Below are 16,482 nucleotides of genomic sequence, written 5' to 3' on the forward strand. Positions count from 1 at the left end.
CCTTTATCCGCCAGCTCAGGACAGGCTGGACAGGTAGTCGTCGTAACCAAATTCACGAACCACCTCGACTGTACCGTCGAGTTGTTTCACTACGATGGACGGCATTTTCAGGCCGTTGAACCAGTTTTTCTTGACCATGGTGTAGCCTGCGGTGTCGATGAACGACAGCCGATCGCCGATGGCCAGCGGACGATCAAATTGATACTCGCCGAAGATGTCTCCAGCCAGGCAGGATTTGCCGCACACCATGTAGGTGTGTTCACCCTCGCTCGGCGCCAGTTTGGCGTTGAGGCGGTAGATCAGCAGGTCCAGCAGGTGGGCTTCGATGGAGCTGTCTACCACGGCGAGATTCTTGCCGTTGTAGAGGGTGTCGAGCACGGTGACTTCCAGGGAGGCGCTGTTGGTGATCGCCGCTTCGCCGGGTTCCAGGTAGACCTGCACACCGTACTTCTCGGAGAAGGCTTTGAGCCGTGCGCAGAACGCGTCCAACGCATAGCCTTCACCGGTGAAATGGATGCCGCCGCCGAGGCTGACCCACTTGACCTTGTGCAACAGCGCACCGAAGCGTTCTTCGATGGTGCCGAGCATCTTGTCGAACAGGCTGAAGTCGCCGTTCTCGCAGTTGTTGTGGAACATGAAGCCGGAGATCTGATCGATCACGCCATCGATTTTCACCGGGTCCCATTCGCCCAGGCGGCTGAACGGGCGCGCCGGGTCGGCCAGCAGGTAGTCAGAGCTGCTCACCTGTGGGTTCACACGCAGGCCGCGGGTCTTGCCTTCGCTGCGTTCGGCAAAACGCTGCAGTTGGCTGATGGAGTTGAAGATGATCTTGTCGCAGTTCTCCAGCATCTCTTCGATTTCATCGTCGGCCCAGGCCACGCTGTAGGCGTGCGCTTCACCTTCGAACTTCTGGCGACCGAGCTTGAGTTCATACAGCGACGACGAGGTGGTGCCGTCCATGTATTGCTGCATCAAGTCGAACACCGACCAGGTGGCAAAGCACTTGAGCGCCAGCAGAGCCTTGGCGCCAGACTGTTCGCGCACGTAGGCAATCTTCTGCATGTTGACCAGAAGCTTCTGTTTATCGATGAGGTAGTACGGCGTTTTGATCATTTTTGAGAGCCTGCGGCGGTGCCTGCCAAAAAAGGACACGCATTGTGCCCGCACTTGGAACAGATCGAAAGGTTAGCCGGCGGATTTTGCGCGCCACGTTAAGCATAGGGCGTAAGTATGACCGTTCATAAGAATCACCCCGCCCAAACTGTGGGAGCGCTCGAGCCCAAGCGAGGCCGCGATGACGGCCGCCCTGGCAACACAAACCCCCACAGTAGCGCCGCCAATATCCTGTCCACCTAAACGTGAGCAAATCTTGTGATGATCTAGAACAAAATGAGTTTGTCTCAAGACATCCCTCTGCCGACAATGACCGCCATCAATCAGACCATTGGAGTTGTAAGTCATGGCAGTCGCTCATTCCCTCGGGTTTCCACGCATTGGACGCGATCGTGAACTGAAAAAAGCGCAGGAAGCGTTCTGGAAGGGTGAGCTTGACGAAGCCGGCCTGCGCGCCGTTGGCCGTGATTTGCGCAGCACCCACTGGGCGCTGCAACAGCAAGCCGGCATCGAACTGTTGCCGGTGGGTGATTTTGCCTGGTACGACCAGGTGCTGACCCACTCTCTGATGTTCGGCGTGGTCCCTGAGCGGTTCCGCCCGGCCGATGGCCAGGCCACTCTGCATACCTTGTTCGCCATGGCCCGTGGCGTCAGTGACAGCTGCTGCGGCGGTGCCCATGCCCAGGAGATGACCAAGTGTTTCGATACCAACTATCACTATCTGGTGCCGGAGTTCAGCGTCGATCAGCAGTTCCACCTGGCGTGGGACCAACTGTTCGAAGAGGTCCAGGAAGCGCTCGACCTGGGGCACCGTGTCAAGCCGGTGGTGATCGGCCCGCTGACCTACTTGTGGCTGGGCAAGGCCAAGGGCGCTGACTTCGACAAGCTCGACCTGCTCGAGCGACTGCTGCCGCTGTATGGCCAGATCTTCCAGCGCCTGGCCGAATTGGGCGTGGAGTGGGTGCAGATCGACGAGCCGATCCTGGCGCTTGATCTGCCCCAGGAGTGGAAGAACGCTTTTGAGCGCGCCTATAACCTGATCCAGCGCGACCCGCTGAAAAAATTGGTGGCCACTTACTTCGGCGGCCTGGAAGAAAACCTCGGCCTGGCCGCCAACCTGCCGGTGGATGGCTTGCATATCGACCTGGTGCGTGCACCGGACCAGTACCCGACCATCCTCGACCGCCTGCCAGCGTACAAGGTGCTGTCCCTGGGTGTGGTCAACGGCCGAAACGTGTGGCGCTGCGACCTGGAAAAAGCCCTGGCTACCTTGCAGCATGCCCATGAGAAATTGGGCGATCGCCTGTGGGTCGCGCCGTCCTGCTCGCTGCTGCACAGCCCGGTGGATCTTGAGCGGGAAGATCAGTTGGATGCCGAACTGAAAAGCTGGCTGGCCTTTGCCGTACAAAAGTGCGCGGAAGTGGCGCTACTGGCCAAGGCGGTTGACCAGCCGTCAGCACCTGACGTACTCGCCGCCCTGGCCGAAAGCCGCGCCGTGCAGGGGGCTCGTGCTGCATCGTCACGTATCCATAAACCCGCTGTTCAGGCCCGTGTCGCCGCCATCACTGCCCAGGATAGCCAGCGTCAGTCGCCATTTGCCCAGCGCATCGAAAAACAGCGGGCCGGGCTTAACCTGCCACTGTTCCCGACCACCACCATCGGCTCGTTCCCACAGACCGCTTCGATCCGCCTGGCGCGCCAGTCGTATAAGGCTGGCAAGTTGAGCGAAGCCGAATACATCGAAGCCATGCACAGTGAGATCAAGCATGCGGTTGAGGTGCAGGAAAATCTTGGGCTGGATGTGCTGGTGCATGGTGAAGCCGAGCGTAACGACATGGTCGAGTACTTTGCCGAGCAACTGGATGGCTACGCGTTCACCCGGTTTGGCTGGGTGCAGAGCTATGGTTCGCGCTGTGTGAAACCCGCGGTGATTGTCGGCGACTTGAGCCGCCCGAACGCCATGACCGTGGAGTGGATTCGCTATGCCCAAGGGCTCACCGACAAAGTGATGAAGGGCATGCTCACAGGCCCGGTGACCATGCTGATGTGGTCGTTCCCACGGGAAGACCTGAGCCGCGAAATGCAGGCCCGGCAACTGGCCCTGGCGATTCGTGACGAAGTGGTGGACCTGGAAGCGGCCGGCATCAAGATCGTGCAGATCGACGAAGCGGCCTTTCGTGAAGGCTTGCCGTTGCGCCAGGCGCAGTGGCAGCACTACCTGGACTGGGCCACCGAAGTGTTCCGCCTGTGCGCCAGTGGCGTGGGCGATGAAACCCAGATCCACACCCACATGTGCTACAGCGAATTCAACGACGTGATCGAGTCCATCGCCGCCATGGATGCCGACGTGATCACCATCGAAACCTCACGCTCGGACATGGAGCTGCTCGACGCGTTCGAAGCCTTCGCCTACCCGAATGAGATCGGCCCGGGGGTCTACGACATCCACTCGCCACGGGTGCCGGATGCCTCGGAAATGGCCAATTTGCTGCGCAAGGCCGCCAAGCGGATTCCGGCAGAGCGTCTATGGGTGAACCCTGATTGCGGCTTGAAGACGCGCGGCTGGCCGGAGACCGAGGCGGCGCTCATTCATATGGTCACCGCCGCTCGCCAACTGCGTGCCGAACTGGCCTGATTCCTGAGCCCGGCGCGGTTAAAACTGTGGGAGCGGGCTTGCTCGCGAAGGCGGTCTTTCAGTCACAGCAGCAGTGGCTGACGCACCGCCTTCGCGAGCAAGCCCGCTCCCACAGTTGCCAGCATCAGGTCAGAGGTATTTGAGCCACGCCAGGTCGCGCCGCCGGGCTTTCAGGCCGGCGAACCAGCGCACCGGCAAGTACAGGGCAATCGGCAACAGCAGCGCTGCCAACCACACCGCACCGATACCGTCGAAGCCAAAATAATTGCCATGGTTGAGGCCAAACAGCGCAACGCAGGCGACATAGAGGATTTTCAATACGTAGAGGTGCAACAGATAAAAGAACATCGGCGCCGCGCCGAACACTGCCAGCACGCCGATCCAGCGCTTATGCCCGGCGCGTTCAAATGCCAGCAGCAACAGCAAGCCAATCCCCAGGGTCAACGCCAGGAACAACAGCGAAGGCGGGTACTTGGTGATGTTGAAAAAGCTCATCAGCGTCAGCACGCCGCTGTCATACACCTGCCAAGGCTGCTCGCCGTAGCCATTGAGCGCGCGCAACAGCCCAAAACCCACCAACGCGCCCACCCCCGCTATCAGCAAATAACGCTGACGCACAGCCGGCAGTGTGGCATTGGCAAACCATGGCCCGAGGCCGTAGCCCAGGGCAATCACACCGATCCATGGCAGTACCGGGTAGGTGGTGCGCAGGCGCAGGTTGTCAGACACTTCAATCCAGTTGCGTTCATGCAAGATCGTCCACGGCACATGCCACATCGAACCCGCTGCAAAGTGCAGCCCATCCAACAGGTTGTGCCCGGCGATAATCACCAGCGCCACGCCGATCAGCCAGGCGCGCGGCAGCCAGACCAGCGCGGCAAGGGCGATCATGCTGATGCCGATGGCCCAGATCACTTGCATATAGATCACGCTGGGCGGCAGTTGGAAGGTCCACGCGAAGTTGACCAGGGTGAACTCCAGCACCACCAGGAACAGCCCGCGCTTGAACAAAAATGCCGACACGTCGCGACGGCCCTGATATTTCTGGCCATACAGCCACGCCGACAATCCGGTAAGCAGCACAAACACCGGCGCACACAGGTGGGCGAGGGTGCGGCTGAAAAACAACGCTGGCTCGGTGCTGTCAATGCTCATGGGGTCGCTGACCTGGCGGTGCAGCAAGAAGGTTTCCCGCACGTGGTCCAGCAACATGAACAGGATCACCAGGCCGCGCAGGGCATCGATGGACAACAGGCGTTTGCGTAAAGTCATAGCGTCAGTCATAAGTTGAGGATCACACGCAGGCACAATATTGACGTTATTCTATAACATTAAGCGAGGTAAGCATGACTTCACAATCGGCCGAAGCCGTAATCGCGTTCTGGAAACAGGCGGGGCCCAAGCGCTGGTTCGCCAAGGACGAGGCGTTCGATACAGCCTTTCGTGACAGCTTCCACGCCACCCATATGCAGGCGGCGAGGCGTGAACTCGAAGACTGGTTGACCACGGCGGATGGCGCGCTGGCGCTACTGATCCTGCTGGACCAGTACCCGCGCAACGCCTTTCGCGGCACGGCGCACATGTTCGCCACCGACCCGCTGGCCCGGTTGTATGCGCGAAAGATGGTGGACGCGGGGTTGGATCAACAGGTTGAACCTCAATTGCGTGCGTTCTGCTATTTGCCTTTTGAACATTCGGAAGATCCGCAGGACCAGCAACGGTCTCTGGCCCTGAACCGGCAGCTGGATGACAGCACCTATCACTGGGCCAAGGAGCATGCCGATATCATTGAGCGGTTCGGGCGGTTTCCGCATCGCAATGGGGTGTTGGGGAGGACGACCACCGCTGCGGAACAGGTTTTTTTGGATGAGGGTGGGTTTGCGGGATAGGTACAGGAGGGGGCGCTTGCTCAAGCGCCTTTAACGGGTCCCCGATGTGTTGCGTTGGCTAGTATGGAGCTTAACCGTAGTCATTGTTACCTGAGGAAATAGCCTACAAAGTTTTGGGGCTAATCCCATACTTTGTCTGCTTGTAAAATGCTCTCGCGTGTTAAAACATCGCTGCCAAATTAACTAAGTTTGGTGGGGGGCACGTGCAGTCGAAGGTAAGGGTGCTGACTTTAGCCTGTAGTACTACCATGATGGCTCAGTTGGGCGTGACGCTTTATTTGCCCGTCACGCCTGATATTGTTGATGCTTTCGGTATGAGTGATGCCGAAGGCTACACTGCCTTACTAATCTATTTGGGCGGTACCGCAGTTCCGTTGGTTTTTGCCGTACAACTTATTCGATTTTTTGGCCGGTCAGTCGTTCTGCTGGGGTTTTGTGGCGTCTTCTTTAGCGGAAGTATTTTATCTATATGGGTCCATGATAATGATGGTTTTTATCTTTCCAGGCTGCTCCAAGGCATTGGCGGTGGTGGAGCAGCCTTAATTGGGCGCGCATTGTTAACCGAGATCTACTCGGGAGCACGCCTGGCGAAGCAGTTGTCTTTTTTATCCTATTCATTTGTTTTTGCCTTGGTGGTAGGACAACTCGCAGGCGGCTTTTTAATTTCTTTTTTTCGCTGGGAAGTAGTGGCAGTAATCATGGTTTTTGGCTCAGTTATAACCCTTGTCCTAGTGCTGCTGGCAGCAGGGGTTTTGTCGGTTCTGGACATGGATAGAACGCGTCGCGTCAGCTGTTCAGGGTATGCAGGCATCATCAGTCGGCCCAGCTTTTATTTGCCGGTCATAGTCGGTGGATGTAGCTATGGGGTGTTTGTCGTGTATCAAGGTGTGGGCGTCTTTGTCTTTGACGTGCTTTTGGGGTGGGGAAGTGTGCAATACGGAATGCTCGGAGTATGGCTAGGGCTCGCCTATTTTTCGGGGGCGCTGACTGTAAGGTATGCATTGAATTTTACGAGTGTTTATGCACTTTCAATCACAGGTAGTAGTGTGTTGGTTGTAGCGACGTCAGTATTTCTATTTACAACTTTTGGATATTTGGATCGCCAATTTACGGTGCTGGCATATTTTGCAGCCTGGTATGCCCAGGCAATGATGTATCCCTGTGTCGCGTCTCTTGCAGTAAAAAAATACCCTGGAATGGAGTCAATGATGCTGTTCAGTTTTTTACAACAGCTGGTAGCCCTGCTGTTCGGAACGTTGGCGTCATTGCTCATTCCTCTTGGCACGCAGGGCGTAGCTTTACTCGCTTTAAGTTTAGGGGTGGGGGCGTTGTTGACGGTTCTCCTGTCAGTGCAAGAGGACTGATAGGAGGACTCTCAGGCTTCTGCCGCCGCCGCCCGCTGCTCTACCTTCGTACGGCGAAACCGCCGTACCCCCTTAAGGTCAATCGCCCACCGCAACGCTTCAGTGGCCGAAGGGCGCGGGCCTTGGGTGATCGCCTGTTCATCCTTGCCCAGTGCACTGAGGTAACCCTGTGTACCGCCTCGTTCGCTCCAGTAATGGGTGTGGCTGAGCCAGGATCTGGCCAGCCAGCCTTTGCCATTGCCCACGGTCACCGGCAAGTCCAGCACGCCGCCGCCCATCACCGGCTTGACCGGGCCGCCGACGATGTCGCCGAATACGCCGAAGGGGGCAGGGAAGTACAGGTTGGTCCAGCGCGTGACGGCAAAGGCTGCGGCGTGGTGCAGGTAGTGCGGGGTGAAGGGCTTTTGGCCGAGCATCAGCGGTTGGCGGGCGTTGTAGCCGTAGCCTAGGGCGTCTGGGGTAGGGGGGCAGGCTGGGGCTTCGCGGCGCTCCATGCGCTGCTGGAAGTCACTGACGCTGCGGCCCAGCAACAGGCTGGCGTGGGCCATCGGGCTGCCGACGGTGACCAGGTCGGTGATGCGCCAGGGGTTGCCCAGGCCGCGCTGTTCAACGAACGCCTCGGCCTGTTGCTGACGAAAATTCAACAGGCTGCCCAGGCTGCCGTCCAGCAAGGCGCCGGCTGCGGGCAGGGCTTCCTTGACCACCGGTTGCAGCGGTTCGCGGTTGGCATAACGGGCCGCCAGCTCACGGTTGCTGGGGTTCAGTTGGGTCAATTGGTCGTGGTATTCATGCCAGAGGTAGCCGACGATGTCGTAGGCAATCACGCTGCCCAAGCTGTGGCCCACGACGATGATGCGCTCGTAGTCACCCTGATTGTGCAGGGCGCGCAGCAGGTCTACACCATCAGCACGGATCTGCTCGCGCACCATTACGTTCTGCGGGTTGGGGCTTAAGTAGCGCGCGGCGTCTCCCAGGTACGCCAGCGCCGAATAGCGCAGCCCCAGTCCCATGGCCGCGAGCAGCAGGGGGATCAGCGCGAAGGGGTTGTCGTTGGCGGGCAACTGACCCCAGGCTGCGGCCAGTGCGCCGCTGGCAATCAATAGCAGTAATACCAGCACCGTCCAGCGCGTGCTGCGCCAGATCGGCACGATGGCGTCGGGAATGTCGCGACGCGGGCGCTTGAAGATGTCCCACAGCCAGCCCAGCAGATGGCCGAGCTTGGTGCCCTGCATCTTGTGGGCCCAGTAGTACTCATAGAAATCTGTAGAGGTGCGGCCCGAGGACTTCAGTACGCGCAGGTCGAAGTTGCGCGACAGCCGATCCGGCTTGCTCCAGTACAGAGGTTTGCCATCGGGGGTGTCCGTGGGGATCATCGCTTCGACAAAGCCGCGCAAGGTGTCCATTGGGCGCTGCTCGCCGATGCCGTGGATAACCACAACTGCTTGTTTCATGTGCTGTTCCTTCCTTGAAAATCAGCGGTAGCCATAATATTGCCACTACCCGCGCTATTCCCGCCAGGAATGCCCCCATAAAAACCCTGCATTGTCTTTATCGGCCCGGATCTCGTAGCGTTATTGCTCACCCCAGGAGATTGCCCATGAGCCAAGGCCCGCTGCACCTCTACGTTGATTCGCTGTTTACCAGCCCTTATGCCATGTCGGTGTTTGTCGCCTTGCGCGAAAAAGGCCTGGCGTTCGAGACCCTCACCCTGGACCTCGATGCCGGGCAGAACCAGGCGACAGATTTCGCCTTGCGCTCCCTGACCCAGCGAGTACCGACCCTGGTAGACGGTGATTTTGCGCTGTCGGAATCTTCGGCCATCACCGAGTACCTGGACCAGGCCTACCCCGAGACCAGTGTGTACCCGGCGGATGTACAGCAGCGGGCGAGGGCGCGACAGGTCCAGGCGTGGCTGCGCAGCGACCTGCTGCCGATTCGCCAGGAGCGCTCGACGCTGGTGGTGTTCTGTGGGCAGAAGAGGCCGCCATTGTCAGCAGAGGCTCAAGCCGCCGCGACCAAGTTGATCAGCGCCGCGCAAGCCTTACTGGCGGATAACCGCGAGTACCTGTGCGGCCAGTGGTCGATTGCCGATGTGGACCTGGCGGTGATGCTCAATCGCCTGATCCTCAACGGTGACGCCGTACCCGCGCAGTTGGTGGCCTACGCGCAGCGCCAGTGGCAGCGGCCGTCAGTGCGCGAGTGGGTTGAGCTACGACGGCCCGCGCTCTAGCTGTGGCTGATGCTGGGCAACCCGCCGGTCGAGGTCTTCCCAATCGGCCATGCCCAGCACGCGCATGGTGTTCAAGCCGCGCAAGTAGCCGCGCAGTTGATGGGCGCTGGCGCTGCTTTGCGCGGCGTCGGCGTGTGAGTCCAGCAACACGGTTTCGTACTCGACCAGGTAGTCGGCGACTCGCTCGCGAAACTCTGGCAGTACTGCCTCGCGGATACGATCGAAGATTTTCTGGTAGGGCTTCATGGCGGGGTCCTTATAGATTTTATGGGCGGCCTGACACTATCGGTTCAAATGATAGTCACCATCAAGGATCACAAGTTCTGTTTTTTCGCCAAACGCGCAGAATCTGCACATCGAGACGCAGCCCAAGGAAAATGCGCGATGAGGACGATTATCCAGTTGGCTTTGATGGCCCTGATGCTGGGCACCGCGGTCATGACCACCCCGGCGATGGCCGATGAAGTGCGTACAGGCCATTTGCTGCCACTGGTGGGTAGCGTAGACTCCCTGCAGCGTGGCCAGTCGGTGGGGGTGTTGTTCAGTGAAAACACCCGCGACAACCTCAGCTACCTTGAACGCTACCACGCCATGGCGCTGAACGGCGCCAAGGATGCCCTGGATGGGCGGATTCGCGAGGCGTTCGTCAACAGCTCCGATCCGGAACTGGCGATTGACTGGTTGATGCACTCGTTGCAGGGCACTTTTTTCTCGGTGACGGTTTATAGCAGCCTGGATGCCCTGGTGCAGGCGCACCCGGATGTGGTGGTGGTGCTCGATACCCATAACCAATTGCTGACCCAGCGTAATGACCGGGTCGAAGCACGCTTTGTCGCACGCTTCTTTGATGCGAACCTGCAGTTTATCGCCAAGGCCGAAGGCTCGGTGGACAAGCACGTGCCGTCCGTGTGGGTGCACGACAAGGCGGCCCCGGAGATTGCTGCACTGATCGAGCAACAACGCGATGTACAGCAAGATGCCCTGAAGCAGTTCGATGCGTCGCTCAAGGCCCTGGTTCGCGCAGGTTGACCCGCGAATGGTTGTGAACCCTATTGGTTATTTTCAGGAATGTATATGCGCTCTTTCTTCGCCCCGGCCCTGGCTTGTGCTTCGTTATTGCTGACCGGCTGTATCACGGCGCCCAATGCCCCATCGCTGACCCTGCAAACCGATAAAACCCCCGACGGCTATGTGCAATGCGTATTGCCCAAGCTGGAAAAGCACGGCATCACTTCGACCGTCACCCAGAACTCGCGGCACGCCAAGGTGCTGTTGACCAGCAAGATTGCCGCCGATGATGTGCTGGAGGCCTACAAGTCCCAGGACGGCACCAAGGTGTTCCTGTACGAGCGCAAGCCGTTGGCTTCGGCGATCAAGCCGTCACGGCTTGAGCAGGCCGCCCAGGATTGCAAATAAACCCAGGCACAACGCAAACCCACCCTGTAGGAGCGAGCTTGCTCGCGAAAAACGTCAACGATAACGCGGGCTTCCTGAATAAACGCGGCGCCTATGAGTTTTTCGCGAGCAAGCTCGCTCCTACAGGGTATTGGCCCCATTTGGATCAGGGTTTGGCTTCGTTGCTGAAGCTGTCGACGGTCTTGACCAGCCCTTGCGCCGCCAACGCCACCAACTCACCGCCTTTCTCCACGGTAGCCAACGCCGGGTCCGAGCCCATGCGGCCGTCAGGGAAGCGCGCACGGAAGTCCAGGGCTTCGCGAATCGGGCCGGTATTGGCGATTTGCGGTGAGTACTCGGCAGACTTGATCGAGTCGGGATACGCCCACTGCGTCACGGCAATTTCCGACGGTGTGGCGTGGCTGCCATGCCCGACCGGGAATTGACGCTGGGCCAGGTCCGTGACGCCTTCCAGGTCCCACCAGTTCACCAGCTTCAGCGCGAAACCGGCCGGGCGGCGGGCGAAGCTGGCTTCGGCGTACAGCTCTGAGAACGCCGCTTCAATCGTGGCGATATTGCCGCCGTGGCCGTTGAGGAACAGGATCTTTTCGAAACCATGCCCGGCCAGCGAGCGCACCCAGTCGCCAATCGCGGCGATAAAGGTGGAAGGGCGCAGGGAGATGGTGCCGGGAAAGCCCAGGTGGTGTTGGGCCATGCCGATATTGAAGGTCGGGCCGACGAGGATGTCGGCGTGCTTCTGGGCGTGGTGGGCGATGATCTCCGGGCACATCCAGTCAGTGCCCAGCAGGCCGGTGGGGCCATGTTGCTCGTTGGAGCCGATGGGAATCACCACCGTGCGGCTGCGTTCCAGGAACTGCCCGATTTCGATCCAGGTGGAGGTGTGTAGAAGCATGCGACGCTCTCTTTTATCTATGGGGACAGGCTATCCGCCACGGATTGTACGACTACTCGCCACCTGTTGGGGTTTGCAATTGAGGTAGGTCGATGACTTCAGCCAGCGCTGGTCGGGGTACCACGAAAACATGAACTGCCCGTCCTTGAGCTTGTCCACCACTTGACGGGCAACTTGCGGGCGCACGGCTGGGCAACCCTGGCTGCGGCCGATGCGGCCTTCGCGCTTGCTCCATAAGGGGCTGACGTAGTCGGCGGCATGAATCACGATGGCGCGGTCGCGGGCCTGGTCATTGAAGCCGGGTTCCAGACCGTCCATGCGCAACGAGTAACCATGGGCACCCAGGTAGCTTTCCTGGGTGCGGAACAACCCCAGGCTCGACTGGTGGCTGCCCTCGAGATTGGAGAACTGGGTGGCGAAGTTTTCCCCGGACTTGGCGCCGTGGGCTACCAGGTCGCGCAAAACCAGGGTCTTTTTGCGCAGGTCGAAGATCCACAGGCGACGGGCGGTCGAGGGCTGGGAGTAGTCAATAACCGCTAGGCGATCGGAACGTTCCTCGCCGTTATTGACCGCGCACTGCACGGCGCTCAGGGCGCTTTTGAGGACGGTGGGATTGAGTTCTGGAGCAGAGCGCGCCAGGCTGCTATACAGGGAAGGAGAGGGGCCATTGGCGGCGAGCGCAACATTGCTCAATAAAGCCAGGCACCCGGTGATCAAGCCCAGGCTGGTTAGCCTGCGCCTGCGTATAAAAGTCAGCATCTACAGTCGAGTCCCCGCTGTGGAGTGGAGCTAAGTCAATTGTTCAAAAAACACGCATGTTACTTGAGCATTTGCCTGCTCGTTGCACCATTGGTCGCTACAGCCCAAACGCTGCCGGTTGAACCCTTGCCCGTCACCACCCCCGCACCGGTCGCGTTGGCGCCGCTGCAACAGGCCTTGGCGCAGTTGACCAGTGTCTGCCCGCAGCTTGCGCCGCGTATCGATGCCGCCGCGTTGGCGCGCCTGCAAGCCTTTTACCAGCAGCAGGGCGATGCCCCGCTATGGGCGGCTGACGAACGCCGGCAAGCCTTGCATGCCCAGTTGCTGATGCTTGCCGACGATGGCCTGGACCCCACCCACTATAGCTTGCCTGCGGCGGATGCAACGGCCAACGTACTGTGCAGCGATATCGCCAACAGCCAGCAGTACCTGCAAGCTCTGCAGGATTTGCACTACGGGCGCCTGCAGCAATCGCGTTTTGAGCCCCTCTGGCATTCCCAGCCACCCAGTGGCGACCCGAATGCCGAGGTACTGGCGTTCGCCGCCACGGGCCTGCACGACATGGCCCAAGCCTTCGACCAGGCGCGGCCCAGCGCCGATTTGTACCGCAGCCTGCGCAATGCCTATGCCGGCGTGCGCCAGCAACCGCTGCCCCAGTGGGACCCGGTCGCTGAGGGCGCGCTGTTGCGCCCGGGGATGAACGACCCCCGCGTGCCGGAGTTGGCGCGGCGCCTGCACAACGGTGGCTACCTGGCCCAGTTGCCCAGCGGCAACGGCAAGCAATATCAGGGCGAACTGGTTAAAGCGGTGAAGGCCTTCCAGCTCAGTCACTCGTTGCAGGCCGACGGCGTGATCGGCGCCGGCACCGTGGCCGAACTCAATATCAGCCCGACGATGCGTCGTGAACAGCTGCGCATCAACCTGGAGCGTTTCCGTTGGCTGGCCCAGGACCTGGAGCCTGAAGGCGTCGTGGTCAATGTGGCCGCCGCGCAACTGAGCGTGTACCAGAGCGGCATCCCAGTGTGGCAAACCCGCCTGCAAGTAGGCCGTGCCGAGCGCCAGACGCCGTTGCTCAAGTCGCGCATCACCCGGCTGACCCTCAACCCCACCTGGACCATCCCGCCGACCATCATGCGCGAGGACAAGCTGCCGGCCATCCGTCTCAACCCTGAATACCTGCGCCAGCAAAACCTGCAAGTGCTCGACGCCGAAGGTCACCCGTTGACCCCCGACCAGGTCGACTGGGCACGCCCGGGCAATATCCTGCTGCGCCAACAGGCCGGCCCGCGTAACCCGTTGGGCAAGATTGTGATGCGCTTTCCCAACCCGTATTCGGTGTACCTGCACGACACCCCCAGCCAACCCTTGTTCACCAAGGGCCCGCGGGCGTTCAGTTCCGGATGCGTGCGGGTCGAGCAACCGTTGTTATTGCGCGACCTGCTGGTAACGCCGGCCGAACGCACCCGCACCGACGAGCTGCTGGCGACCGGCGAAACCCATGAGTTCAGGCTGGCCACGCCGGTACCGGTGCTGTTGGGGTATTGGACCGTGGAAGTGGATCGCCAGGGCGAGTTGGTGTACGCGCCGGATATTTATGCGCGTGACCCGGCGTTGATCAAGGCCATGGGCAGCGTGTTATAGCGCCCATGGTCTGGATACGCATGTAGGAGCGAGCTTGCTCGCGAAAAACGCCAACGATAACGCGCGCTTCCTGAATAAACGCGGCGCCCGTGAGTTTTTCGCGAGCAAGCTCGCTCCTACATTGCGTTAGGGTTCTATTCCGGCATCAGTTGCTGGCGGCATTCGAGTACCAAGCGGGCGCCGCCCAACTCACTGGTGCCGACCTCCAGCTTGAAGCCATGCAAGTTGATGATCGCCGCCACAATCGACAGGCCCAAACCAAACCCGCCTTGCTGATCACTCTCATCGACCCGATAGAAACGCTGGAACACCGACGCGCGCTCGGCGGCTGGAATGCCTGGCCCGGAGTCGAGCACTTCGATGCGCGTACTGCCCAGGTCATTGACCGCCCGCAGGATCACCTTGCCCTTGGGCGGGGTGAATTTGATCGAGTTACTCAGCAGGTTGGCCAGGGCTTCAAACAACAGCGCACGGTCACCGGTAATCCACGGCAGTGAGTCGGGCGCCTGTAACACCAACTCCAGTTCGCCTTCTTCGGCCAGGGGCAGGTAGAAGTCATGCAGCTCGCGCAGCAACGGCAGCGGGTCCAGCACCAGGAAGCCCGAGCGGCGCTGGTGGTCTTCCAGTTCCGAGATGCGCAGCAGTCCGCGAAAGCGCGCCATCAGCGTGTCGGTTTCGGCGATGGCGTCATCGAGTTTTACCGCGTGGGCCGAGTCTTCCTCGGCTTGTTGCTTGATGCGGTAAAGCTGGGCGCGCAAGCGGGTGAGCGGGGTGCGCAGGTCGTGGGCGATGTTGTCGCACACGCCCTTGACCTCGTTCATCAGTTTTTCGATGCGGTCGAGCATGGCGTTGACGATGGCGGCGAGCATGTCCAGTTCGTCGCGCCGGTTGGACAGCGGCAACCGGTGCGTGAGGTCGCCGGCGACGATGGCCTCGGCGCTGGCCTGGATCCCGCGAATGCGCCGCAACGGGCGACGGCGCAGCAGGTGCCAGCCGGCAGCGCCGGGGATGATGGTCAAGGACAGCGCCCACAGCAGGGCGTGCCAGATAATCCGTGTGACCCCGAACAACGAGCCGTTGGCGCGTACCAACACCAGCCAGCGGCCGTCTTCGGTGTGGGTGGCCACCGCGTCGCAACTGTCCTTGGGCAGTTTGGGGTCATCGGATTGCACGCAATTGGTCAGGGCGTGGATCTTGCCGTCCAGCGGCAGGTCGGGTGGTACGGCGCGGATCGGCCCGCTCAGTGGGCGAAATTGCTCATCGAACAGGCCATAGGCGTCCACGCCCTTCATGTCGAAGGTCATGCTGGTGGTGAGCGCTTCCACCAGCTCTTCGCCGTCAAAACGCTGGAACAGGTGCTGGCGTTGCAACAGGGAATGGCGCGACAAGTCGCTGAGGTAGCCCGACACCTCGTAGTACAGCACCCCCATGAGGATGCAGCTCCAGGCCACGAACAACGAACTGTACAGCGCCAGCAAGCGGCTGCTGGAAGAGCGCCAGCCTTTAGAGGGGTTCAGCAATGACATAACCCGAGCCTCGTACCGTGCGGATCAGCGGCGTGAGGCCCGGTGGGTCGATTTTTTTGCGCAGACGGCCAATGTGCACGTCGATCAGGTTGGTGCCGGGGTCGAAGTGATAGCCCCAGACTTCCTCGAAAATCATCATCCGCGATAGGATCTGCCCAGTGTTGCGCATCAGGAATTCAAGCAGTTTGTATTCGGTGGGCAGCAGGGTCAGCGGCTGGTCGGCACGGCTGGCTTCGCGGCTGATCAGGTTCAGTTCCAGGTCGGCCACGCGCAGGGCGGTTTCGAACTCCTGGACCGTGCTTTTGCGCCGCAGCAGCACTTCGACACGGGCGGCCATTTCATCCGAGGCGAACGGTTTGGTCAGGTAGTCATCGCCGCCAGCACGCAGGCCACGCACGCGCTCGTCGACATCGGAGAGGGCGCTGATCATCAGGATCGGCGTAGACACCCCAATGGTGCGCAACGTGGTGACGATGGCCAGGCCATCGAGTTCGGGCAGCATGCGGTCGAGGGTGATCAGGTCGTAATCACCACTCACAGCGCGGACCAGGCCCTCGCGGCCGTTGTCCACCCAATCTACGTCCAGTCCATGGCTACTCAGCTCGGCGACAATCTCGCGGGCCGTTACGGCGTCATCCTCGATGGTCAAAATGCGGGTCATAGGATTACCTGGTGAGCGTTCACACTAGAAGTGGCGACATTTTGCCAAGAAGTTGCTGAATGTTTCCTAAATAAAACTTCATCTTCCTGAAACTGACACTACATCGAACACTGTGGGAGCTGGCTTGCCTGCGATGGCGGCCTACCAGCCGACACTTCTCTACCTGACACCCCACAATCAAACTGTGGGAGCGGGCTTGCTCGCGAAGGCGGCCTGGCAGTCAACACAGTTGGATTGTGTGCATATCCATTGCTGCGGTAACGGCTACTTAGGGTTCCGCCCTGACGTGGGTCACTTTGGAAAAGAGCCCCAAAGTAACCAAAGGTCTCTTGCCCCACCACTCGGCACCTCGCCCA

General features: G+C 60.1%; 15 protein-coding genes. 7 read left to right on the forward strand and 8 right to left on the reverse strand.

The window, feature by feature from the left end:
- Positions 1–15 precede the first annotated feature (15 nt).
- Positions 16–1,113, reverse strand: coding sequence for a carboxynorspermidine decarboxylase (locus A7K61_RS21920; RefSeq protein WP_032896982.1), 1,098 nt, complete (start codon positions 1,111–1,113; stop codon positions 16–18).
- A 346-nt stretch (positions 1,114–1,459) separates the two neighbouring features.
- On the opposite strand from A7K61_RS21920, the gene metE reads away from it, so the two are divergent.
- Positions 1,460–3,748, forward strand: coding sequence for a 5-methyltetrahydropteroyltriglutamate--homocysteine S-methyltransferase (metE, locus tag A7K61_RS21925; protein WP_069558365.1), 2,289 nt, complete (start codon positions 1,460–1,462; stop codon positions 3,746–3,748).
- A gap of 129 nt (positions 3,749–3,877) precedes the next feature.
- Here the strand turns inward: metE and A7K61_RS21930 are convergent, their stop codons facing one another.
- Positions 3,878–5,032 carry a DUF1624 domain-containing protein gene (locus A7K61_RS21930; RefSeq protein ID WP_047711024.1) on the reverse strand — a complete coding sequence of 385 codons (1,155 nt, stop codon included), beginning with the start codon at positions 5,030–5,032 and terminating at the stop codon, positions 3,878–3,880.
- Positions 5,033–5,094: 62 nt separating this feature from the next.
- Between A7K61_RS21930 and A7K61_RS21935 the strand changes: the two genes are divergently transcribed.
- On the forward strand, positions 5,095–5,637 hold the full coding sequence (locus A7K61_RS21935; protein WP_069558366.1) for a DUF924 family protein: 543 nt from the start codon (positions 5,095–5,097) through the stop codon (positions 5,635–5,637).
- A gap of 248 nt (positions 5,638–5,885) precedes the next feature.
- The gene (locus tag A7K61_RS21940; RefSeq protein ID WP_069558367.1) at positions 5,886–7,001 is read left to right on the forward strand and encodes an MFS transporter; all 1,116 of its coding nucleotides are present in this window, start codon (positions 5,886–5,888) and stop codon (positions 6,999–7,001) included.
- An 11-nt stretch (positions 7,002–7,012) separates the two neighbouring features.
- Here A7K61_RS21940 and A7K61_RS21945 read toward each other — a convergent pair whose 3' ends face one another.
- Positions 7,013–8,452 (reverse strand): hypothetical protein, encoded by a 1,440-nt coding sequence (locus A7K61_RS21945; RefSeq protein ID WP_069558368.1) that lies wholly within the window; start codon positions 8,450–8,452, stop codon positions 7,013–7,015.
- Between the two features lie 146 nt (positions 8,453–8,598).
- Here A7K61_RS21945 and yfcF point away from each other — a divergent pair, with 146 nt between their 5' ends.
- Positions 8,599–9,231: a glutathione transferase gene (yfcF, locus tag A7K61_RS21950; RefSeq protein WP_069558369.1), complete on the forward strand. Its 633-nt coding sequence runs from the start codon at positions 8,599–8,601 to the stop codon at positions 9,229–9,231.
- Here the strand turns inward: yfcF and A7K61_RS21955 are convergent.
- A complete protein-coding gene (locus A7K61_RS21955; protein ID WP_044274108.1) occupies positions 9,211–9,477 on the reverse strand; it encodes a hypothetical protein in 267 nt (88 codons plus the stop codon). The genes yfcF and A7K61_RS21955 overlap by 21 nt on opposite strands.
- A 138-nt stretch (positions 9,478–9,615) precedes the next feature.
- Between A7K61_RS21955 and A7K61_RS21960 the strand changes: the two genes are divergently transcribed.
- Both A7K61_RS21960 and A7K61_RS21965 read left to right on the forward strand, forming a co-directional pair.
- The gene (locus tag A7K61_RS21960; protein ID WP_069558370.1) at positions 9,616–10,260 is read left to right on the forward strand and encodes an ATPase; all 645 of its coding nucleotides are present in this window, start codon (positions 9,616–9,618) and stop codon (positions 10,258–10,260) included.
- 45 nt (positions 10,261–10,305) lie between these two features.
- A complete protein-coding gene (locus A7K61_RS21965) occupies positions 10,306–10,647 on the forward strand; it encodes a hypothetical protein (RefSeq protein WP_032896991.1) in 342 nt (113 codons plus the stop codon).
- Between the two features lie 145 nt (positions 10,648–10,792).
- Here A7K61_RS21965 and A7K61_RS21970 read toward each other — a convergent pair whose 3' ends face one another.
- Together A7K61_RS21970 and A7K61_RS21975 are read right to left on the reverse strand one after the other, a co-directional pair.
- Positions 10,793–11,539 carry a creatininase family protein gene (locus A7K61_RS21970; RefSeq protein WP_044274105.1) on the reverse strand — a complete coding sequence of 249 codons (747 nt, stop codon included), beginning with the start codon at positions 11,537–11,539 and terminating at the stop codon, positions 10,793–10,795.
- 30 nt (positions 11,540–11,569) lie between these two features.
- Positions 11,570–12,298, reverse strand: coding sequence for a murein L,D-transpeptidase catalytic domain family protein (locus A7K61_RS21975; protein ID WP_032896994.1), 729 nt, complete (start codon positions 12,296–12,298; stop codon positions 11,570–11,572).
- A 39-nt stretch (positions 12,299–12,337) separates the two neighbouring features.
- Between A7K61_RS21975 and A7K61_RS21980 the strand changes: the two genes are divergently transcribed.
- Positions 12,338–13,939: a murein L,D-transpeptidase gene (locus A7K61_RS21980; protein WP_047711020.1), complete on the forward strand. Its 1,602-nt coding sequence runs from the start codon at positions 12,338–12,340 to the stop codon at positions 13,937–13,939.
- Positions 13,940–14,073: 134 nt separating this feature from the next.
- Here A7K61_RS21980 and A7K61_RS21985 read toward each other — a convergent pair whose 3' ends face one another.
- Positions 14,074–15,465: a HAMP domain-containing sensor histidine kinase gene (locus A7K61_RS21985; RefSeq protein WP_056787438.1), complete on the reverse strand. Its 1,392-nt coding sequence runs from the start codon at positions 15,463–15,465 to the stop codon at positions 14,074–14,076.
- Positions 15,443–16,126, reverse strand: a complete 684-nt coding sequence (locus A7K61_RS21990; RefSeq protein ID WP_003191687.1) for a response regulator transcription factor — start codon at positions 16,124–16,126, stop codon at positions 15,443–15,445. The genes A7K61_RS21985 and A7K61_RS21990 overlap by 23 nt, the downstream gene beginning before the upstream one ends.
- Positions 16,127–16,482: the final 356 nt, after the last annotated feature.

Origin of the sequence: Pseudomonas sp. AP42 (assembly GCF_001728935.1) — a bacterium.
Taxonomy (GTDB): Bacteria; Pseudomonadota; Gammaproteobacteria; order Pseudomonadales; family Pseudomonadaceae; genus Aquipseudomonas; species Aquipseudomonas lactis.